Source organism: uncultured Campylobacter sp. (assembly GCF_938018145.1).
Lineage (GTDB): Bacteria > Campylobacterota > Campylobacteria > Campylobacterales > Campylobacteraceae > Campylobacter_A.
In genome coordinates this window covers 1-6,742 of the sequence record NZ_CALIII010000170.1, presented here as the reverse complement: position 1 = coordinate 6,742, position 6,742 = coordinate 1, and the positions used below count along the sequence as shown (strand labels likewise).

The 6,742-nt window shown below is 41.0% G+C and carries 7 protein-coding genes; all 7 read right to left on the bottom strand.

What is annotated here, in order from left to right:
* Positions 1 to 649 (bottom strand): EamA family transporter (locus Q0338_RS03955; RefSeq protein WP_298085625.1); only part of this gene is annotated, 649 nt, incomplete at its 3' end.
* A gap of 155 nt (positions 650 to 804) precedes the next feature.
* Positions 805 to 3,069 carry a TonB-dependent receptor gene (locus Q0338_RS03950; protein WP_298085624.1) on the bottom strand — a complete coding sequence of 755 codons (2,265 nt, stop codon included), beginning with the start codon at positions 3,067 to 3,069 and terminating at the stop codon, positions 805 to 807.
* A gap of 206 nt (positions 3,070 to 3,275) precedes the next feature.
* Positions 3,276 to 4,139: an energy transducer TonB gene (locus Q0338_RS03945; RefSeq protein ID WP_298085623.1), complete on the bottom strand. Its 864-nt coding sequence runs from the start codon at positions 4,137 to 4,139 to the stop codon at positions 3,276 to 3,278.
* Positions 4,139 to 4,531: a biopolymer transporter ExbD gene (locus Q0338_RS03940; RefSeq protein WP_002950784.1), complete on the bottom strand. Its 393-nt coding sequence runs from the start codon at positions 4,529 to 4,531 to the stop codon at positions 4,139 to 4,141. Before Q0338_RS03940 ends, Q0338_RS03945 begins: the two co-directional genes overlap by 1 nt.
* Entirely contained in the window at positions 4,524 to 5,351 is an 828-nt protein-coding gene (locus Q0338_RS03935) for a MotA/TolQ/ExbB proton channel family protein (protein ID WP_298085622.1), read from the bottom strand. Before Q0338_RS03935 ends, Q0338_RS03940 begins: the two co-directional genes overlap by 8 nt.
* A gap of 9 nt (positions 5,352 to 5,360) precedes the next feature.
* Positions 5,361 to 6,185: a ChaN family lipoprotein gene (locus Q0338_RS03930; RefSeq protein ID WP_298085621.1), complete on the bottom strand. Its 825-nt coding sequence runs from the start codon at positions 6,183 to 6,185 to the stop codon at positions 5,361 to 5,363.
* Positions 6,186 to 6,268: 83 nt separating this feature from the next.
* The coding region (locus tag Q0338_RS03925; RefSeq protein WP_298085620.1) for a thiamine phosphate synthase at positions 6,269 to 6,742 on the bottom strand (474 nt) is incomplete at its 5' end.

Below are 6,742 nucleotides of genomic sequence, written 5' to 3'. Positions count from 1 at the left end.
TAGCTCCGATGCCAAGCCACAGCAGCACAGCGCTTTGCGTGAGGTCGAGGTTGATCTTTTCAGGATTGCCAAACATAGCAAAGGCTATGCCCGTAACCGCCGCGGCTCCGACGAAAAAGTAGCCAAAAACCCCTCTTTGCTCGTTAAAATCACGCTTTTCTAACAAAAATTTATACGCGCTCTGTCCGACGCCAAAGCACAAATTTGCCCCCTGCACAAGCAAAAATCCGTGCCAAAAGCCGCTATTTACGTTGCCGTACTTGATGATGAGCGCGCCCAAAACCGCCGTGCCAACGCTAAACAGATACAGCAGCCTAAGCCTACCTGCGAGCACATCGTAAACCACGCTCACGTAAAACGGCGTAAATATCGTAAAGAGCGCGACCTCGGCGACGCTAAGGTAGGCAAACGAGTTGTAGTAAAAAATATACATCGCGCCGATCTGCACCGCGCCGATCGCGGCTACTTTGGCGTATAGAGCGAGGTTTTGCGCGGCAAAATCCTTAATCATAAATGGCAAAAACACGCCAAGCGCAAGCACGACGCGCGAAAACGCGGCAAAGTAGCTATCCACTCGCCCCGCCAAAAACTCGCCGATGAGGCTAAAACTAAACGCCCAAAGCACCGTAACAAAGATCAATTTTTTCACGTATTCTCCATTTGAGTTAATTTTCGTCTGAAATAGTAGCAAAATAGGCTTAAATTTATATGCAGTCAAATTTAGCAACAAAAAAGATCATGTAGGTCAATTTTAGAGCAGAAACCAAGAGCGCCGCTTTTATCGCGGCGACTCGGTCGTTAAATTTAATATCTATACTCAAAACTCCCCAGTATCGTCCTACCCCTGGCAGCGTTGTTAAAGATAGTGATATCGTCGTTAAATACGTCGCTGGAGTAAGATGAGTTATAAGTATAAAGCGCGTCCATGTAGTTTTTGTCGAATACGTTTTGCACTTCAAATTTAAAGGTTAAATTTTTAATCGGCTCGAAGGTGAGGTAAAAATCGAAAATAGTTGGGATTTTTGGCAGTTCTTGCGTATTGATAATCTTAAATCTCGGATCATTTTCGTCAAAAGCACCCCAGTTAAATTTAGGATTTATCCTTTTTGCCTTACCAGTAATTTTGGCTATAGAACCAAGAACTAACTTTTCATTAAAAAGCCTAGTTCCAACGTCTATCGTAGCGTAATATTTCGGCAGTTCGCTAAACTGCGTAGTTCCACTAGCAGGTCCGTTTGTCCAGTCTAGCGCGAAACTATCTGAGGGCTGATAGGAGGATTTTTGACGAGTGTAGGAGGCTTTGGCGTAAAATACGTCCATATCGTATAAAAACTCGAGCTCAAAGCCTTTTAAGGTGGCTTTGTCATTTAATCTAGCCAAAAACATCGTAACGTCGCCACCAGCATTTGTGTAGCCGATTATCCTATCGTAGATAAAATTTTTTATTTTAGTATTGTAGTAAGCGGCTTTAAGTCCAAAAACATCGTCGTCCGAAAAGATACCATGCTTGTGGCTATTAAAGCCGATCTGATAGGTTTTTGCCGTTTCTGGTTTTAGCCCGGTGTTTATATCTTCATAAACCGTGCCCGACGAGAAGAGCTCCTGCACGTTTAGCGGCCTAGTCGTCCTTTCGTAGCTGATAAACGGCGAAAACAACTCGTCAATCTTGGCTGAAGCCATAAGAGAATAGTTTAAATCGGTATCTTTTCTTTTAAAGTCTCCGGCCTCTTGTGGAGAGCAGTAAGGATTCCCTGCTAAGCATTTGCCTTTTATACCGCTCGTTTTCCAATTTACGAGATTTAAATTTGCATCGAAGGTAAAAATGTCGTACTCAAGCGAATTATCTAAATAATAATTAAATATCTTTTGTTTACCGTCTGGTATAGGATACGACGTCCTAAGTGTAGAGTACGCCTCGTCTCCAGTAACGCGTTTATATTCGTTATTTAGGGCATTTATGCCTAGTTTTGAGCTAAATTTAAGCTTATCTGTTATATCAAACAAAAAGGTATTGCTAAGATCAAAAACCAGAGAACTATTTTTAAATTTCATCCCCTTTTCAAGATCCGCCCACGCCAGTCTTGCTTTTTTATCATAAATTTGTCTGGTTTTATTATATGATAAGAGCAAATTTATATCGATCAGGTCAGAATACGGATCAAAACGATAATCAAGCTGATAGTTGTCGCTGGTTATATCTCTTTTAGCTAGATAATTGCTATACCTCCTGTATGCCAAAATAGCTTTGTTTATCTCACTATCGTATTCCAGCTTAAAAAGATAGCTTTTAGGACGTTGCTCCAGCGAATCGGTATCTAACGCTGTAGGCAAATCAGGCACGCCGTCTCCGTCGATGTCTTTATCGTTGTCTTTTATTTTGCCACCGCCGCCTATCTTATAGTCTTGCGAGATTTTTTTACCGCTATATCCAAAAAGTACGCCCAGGCTTTGTCCGCCGTCAAATTCTTTTTTTGCCGCGACACTACCCATATAGCTTGGCCCCACGCCGTTTGAGCCATAGCTATATCTACCTAAAAAGCCAAAAATGTGGTCGTCAGTTATAACGTCATTTACGCCTATGGTTCTAAAATTTGCACTTCCCATAAGTCCGTTTTGAGCACCGCTAAAACTTCCTCTCTCGATGTCTATACCTACTAGGAAATTTTGATCTATGAGTGCTCCAAAGGCTGAAGTGCCAATGTTGCCGGTAAAGTTATGAACCCCACCCGTATCGCTCGACGTACCGTAATAAGTCTGCGTAACTCCGTCTATCATCGTGTTTACGCGCCCAAGCCCTGTAAGCCCGCGGATGTTTACGGACACGCCGCCCTGAGATTGGTCTATTTGCGTGTAGCTGCCTGGCAAGCTTCTAACTACGGAGTCTATACTTTGATTTTCGCTTCTAATATCCTCTCGCGAACTAACGGCTCCAGGCGTCGAAAACGCCTTTTCGCTATTTTTGACCTCAGTAGCCGAGACTTCCAAGGTACTAAAATCGACATCTTTTGCGTCAGCGCTCGCTAAACAAATAGCCAATATGCAAGCTATGTTAAAATTAAACCCATTCATGATGCTTCCTTCTAGATTATTTTGTTTTATGCGCGGATGTCAGGCGGCTTAAATTTGAAAGCGTCAATAACTTCTATGACTATATGGTAAGCCGTATCAAAATCATTATCTTGTCATTTAAGAATTGTATCACCGCATATATAAATTTTTACTTATACCGGTTATCTTTAATTAACTCTTTTTAAACTATGGCACGATAGATAAATTTATTTTTTTGAGGCTTTATATTTTTTTATATTAAATTCGATTGGAAAATTTAACGTCAGATCGCGATCTGAGCCCATCATTTCACCAGGAGGTGACGGCAGAGGTGAAGCGCGGTTAAAAAGCTCTGTCGCTTCGTTGTTTAAAATCTCAAATTTGCTCCCTTTAGTCAATAAAACGCTTAGCACTTCGCCGTTAGCTGCTATTTTTACTCTTACGTAAACGACACCTTCAAATCCACTTAAAAGAGCATTGCTCGGGTATTTTTTGTGCTTGTTTAAGTGCGACACAACCATACCTTGCCAACTTTTTTTATCCGCGCCGGAACCTGCAAAACTGCCGACTATCCTAGTTCCGCTACCGCTAACGGGCGCCGAAGCTACGTTATCCTTGGCTACGGAGTTTATATCCGAGTCCAAATTTGAAACTTTTTGTGTGTCTTCATTGCTTTTTTTATTTGCTTCTTCGGCGATTTTCACGGGTTTTTTTACTATTTTCTTCGGTTTTATTTTAGGTTTTATTTTTTTTGGCGTTTCCTGTTTTTTTACGACTTCAATTTGAGATTTTACCTCCTCTAACGAGGCTATCTCTGGCTTTTCCTCTTCTTTGGCCTCTGTTTCTTCTTCAAGTTGCGGTGTGGAGGATTTTTGAGAATTTACGGCAACCTCTTTGAAATCGCCTATCGATAGATCTGAAATTATCATAATCGACTCGATTTGGTCATTTTTTATCGGATAATCAAAGCCACCGAAATTCTGCTCCAAATTTATAGCCTTGCCACCATTTGCAATAAAAACAAAAAGCACCGCATGCAACGCTGAAGCAAGAATAAAAGCAAATACCCAAGCAAAACGCGGAATTTTCATCAGTTTACAACCTTTGTCGAAAAAGCTATTTTGGTATATCCGGCTATCTTCACTCGCTCGACGGCATTGATCAAAATCTCATAAGGCACGCTTTTATCGACGTGAAAATACACTATCGCCTCATAGTTGCGTCCGCTTTTTATATCCAGCGCCTGTGCGATATTCTCCGCTAAAACGGCTTGGCTACCCAAATAAATTTCGAATTTATCATTTATACTTAAGATTATAGGCTTATTTACGTCCTCTTTTTGTTTGGCAACAGATTTTGGCAGCTCGACTTTCACAGAGCTGGTTACTATGGGCGTAACTACCATAAATATAATCAAAAGTACAAGCATAACGTCGATAAAAGGCGTTACGTTTATCTCGCTTAGCTCTTCTTCGCTATTCATTTTCCGCAGCCAGTCTATCAAATATCAAATAAATTTGAGAACTAAGCAGCCCTAAACGAGCATTAAATTTAACGCTACACCGCACCAGATAGTTATAAACCAAAACCGCTGGTATCGCGGCTACGAGCCCAAGAGCTGTGGCAAAAAGCGCCTCTGCGATACCAGGAGCCACCACGCTTAGGCTGGCGTTGTTGCTGTTTGCTATACCCACAAAGCTGTTCATTATGCCCCAAACCGTCCCAAAAAGCCCGACAAAAGGTGCAGACGAGCCGATGCTAGCGAGCACTCCAACCCACCCTCTCATCACGTTCGCGAGAGACGATTTTTTAAGATCAAGCCTTTGTTTTACTCGCAATTTCATATTTGCGTCAAATTTGATGCTTTTTTTGCTCTCATCCTCAAGTTCTCTTATAAAATCCGTTGCAAAGCTCTTTTTCTTTAACTTTAAAACCCGCCAATCAGACGCGTCTTTTACAGTGTTTTCGTCAGATTTGAGTCTACAAAATGCCAGCTTAAACTGGATAAATTTGACGATAAAAATCGTCCACGTAATGACGGAAAATAAAATCAAAACGCATATAACAATCTTTACGACTATATGTGCGTTCTTAAAAAGCGAAATAAATGACAAATCTATGCTTGGCGCCTGAGAATTTGAGGCGATGCCGGTCAAATTTTGCTCTTCGCCAAATTTCAAGCCAGCTTGAGATAAATTTACATCAAACGCTACTTGGCTATCGCTCGATTTTTCAAATTCGCTTACGTTATTTTCACCAAACAACAAACAAAAAGAAAAAATAATCACTAAAATTTTAGCCATCTCGTACCTTTATTTAAATTTCCATAAATAATCAGCCTCTTTAGCACTCGTATCATCGCCATCAAAGCCTAAAAACAAAGTTTTAAATTTCTTTTTCGTTTTAAAATCCATAAGATGAAGCGGCACCCCTATGTCCTTTTGGACGTGATACCTCCCAGCTATAAGCAAAGCAAAATTTGCAGATTTATTTACGACGTCGGCCATCCTACGATCTTTGTACTGCTGAGCCTGGACAAGCTTCTGTATATCTTGCTTATTTACGCCTCCGTGCACTGCGCGGACGATTTTCACAATAGCTTCTTGAACGCTTTTGGATGTGGAAAATTTACCAGATATAGGCTGGGCGCCGGTAAATATCAGCTTTATTTCGTCTTCGCTTAAATTTGCGCACTTGATGTTAGCGCTATAAAATGCTGTTTCTAGCACTCCTTTGTAATGCCTTAACTCCCATATTTTATCATTCCATTTTATAGCTTTTATCAATTCGCCCGGACGAGTTTTTTTATCCAAACCATCTGCATATTTTTGCTTATCGCCTCCAAGCATCTCAAAAGCGACGTCTATGTTTTTATTTTTTGAAAGCGCTTTGATGAGTAAAATTTCTACCAAATGGTGGTCAAAGTCATCGTGCAGCTCGCCCACCAGTAAAATATCAGCATCTAACACCTCGACAATAAAGCCGTCAAAATCCATCGTTTTATTTGTACTTAGATTGACGATTTTAGCCGTAGCCTTGATATCATCTAGCCTTTGTGGGGTGACTTCATATTTGCCGCTACACCCAACCAAAAATAGAGCAAAGATAAGAAAAATAACAATTTTTAAAGTATTCATTTTTATTCCTATTATCAGTTACTTTAGATAATGACTATAGTATAAAATTTGTTATTAAAGTAGTATTAATCAAAATTAAAAATTTAACCCAAAAATCCCCGCATCATATAGGCTCCGGCTGCGCCCGCCTGCTTGATCTCGCTTAGATTTTTAAAATTTATCCCGCCGATAGCGTAGGTTTTTATGCTTAAATTTTCGCAAATTTCCCGTAAAAATTTAAGTCCTCTTCCCTGCTCTAGCGCGTGAGAGGGCGTATCAAAAATATGCCCCGCCACGACGTAATCAGCGCCTAGCTCCTGCGCCGCTAGAGCCTGGTCTAAAGAGTGTACCGAAACGCCGATTTTGAGATTTTGCGTCAAATTTGACGCGCAAATGCCAGAGGCTTCGTCTTTATACGCGTGACCACTATCAAATTTGAAATTTAAATCTGCGAAATTTGTAGCCCTCTCGCCACTCGTAGCCGCAAATTTAGTAAAGGGAAGGTGTAGCTCGCAGACGCTAAGCCTACTTGCGGCGCTTGCGTAAGTATGCAAAACAAGCTGCGCGCTAGAGCCGCA

What these genes read in the sequence shown, in the direction of transcription:
- Q0338_RS03950 (WP_298085624.1), bottom strand. Translation starts at nt 3,069, where the DNA reads ATGAATGGGTTTAATTTTAACATAGCTTGCATATTGGCTATTTGTTTA.
- Q0338_RS03945 (WP_298085623.1), bottom strand. Translation starts at nt 4,139, where the DNA reads ATGAAAATTCCGCGTTTTGCTTGGGTATTTGCTTTTATTCTTGCTTCA.
- Q0338_RS03940 (WP_002950784.1), bottom strand. Translation starts at nt 4,531, where the DNA reads ATGAATAGCGAAGAAGAGCTAAGCGAGATAAACGTAACGCCTTTTATC.
- Q0338_RS03935 (WP_298085622.1), bottom strand. Translation starts at nt 5,351, where the DNA reads ATGGCTAAAATTTTAGTGATTATTTTTTCTTTTTGTTTGTTGTTTGGT.
- Q0338_RS03930 (WP_298085621.1), bottom strand. Translation starts at nt 6,185, where the DNA reads ATGAATACTTTAAAAATTGTTATTTTTCTTATCTTTGCTCTATTTTTG.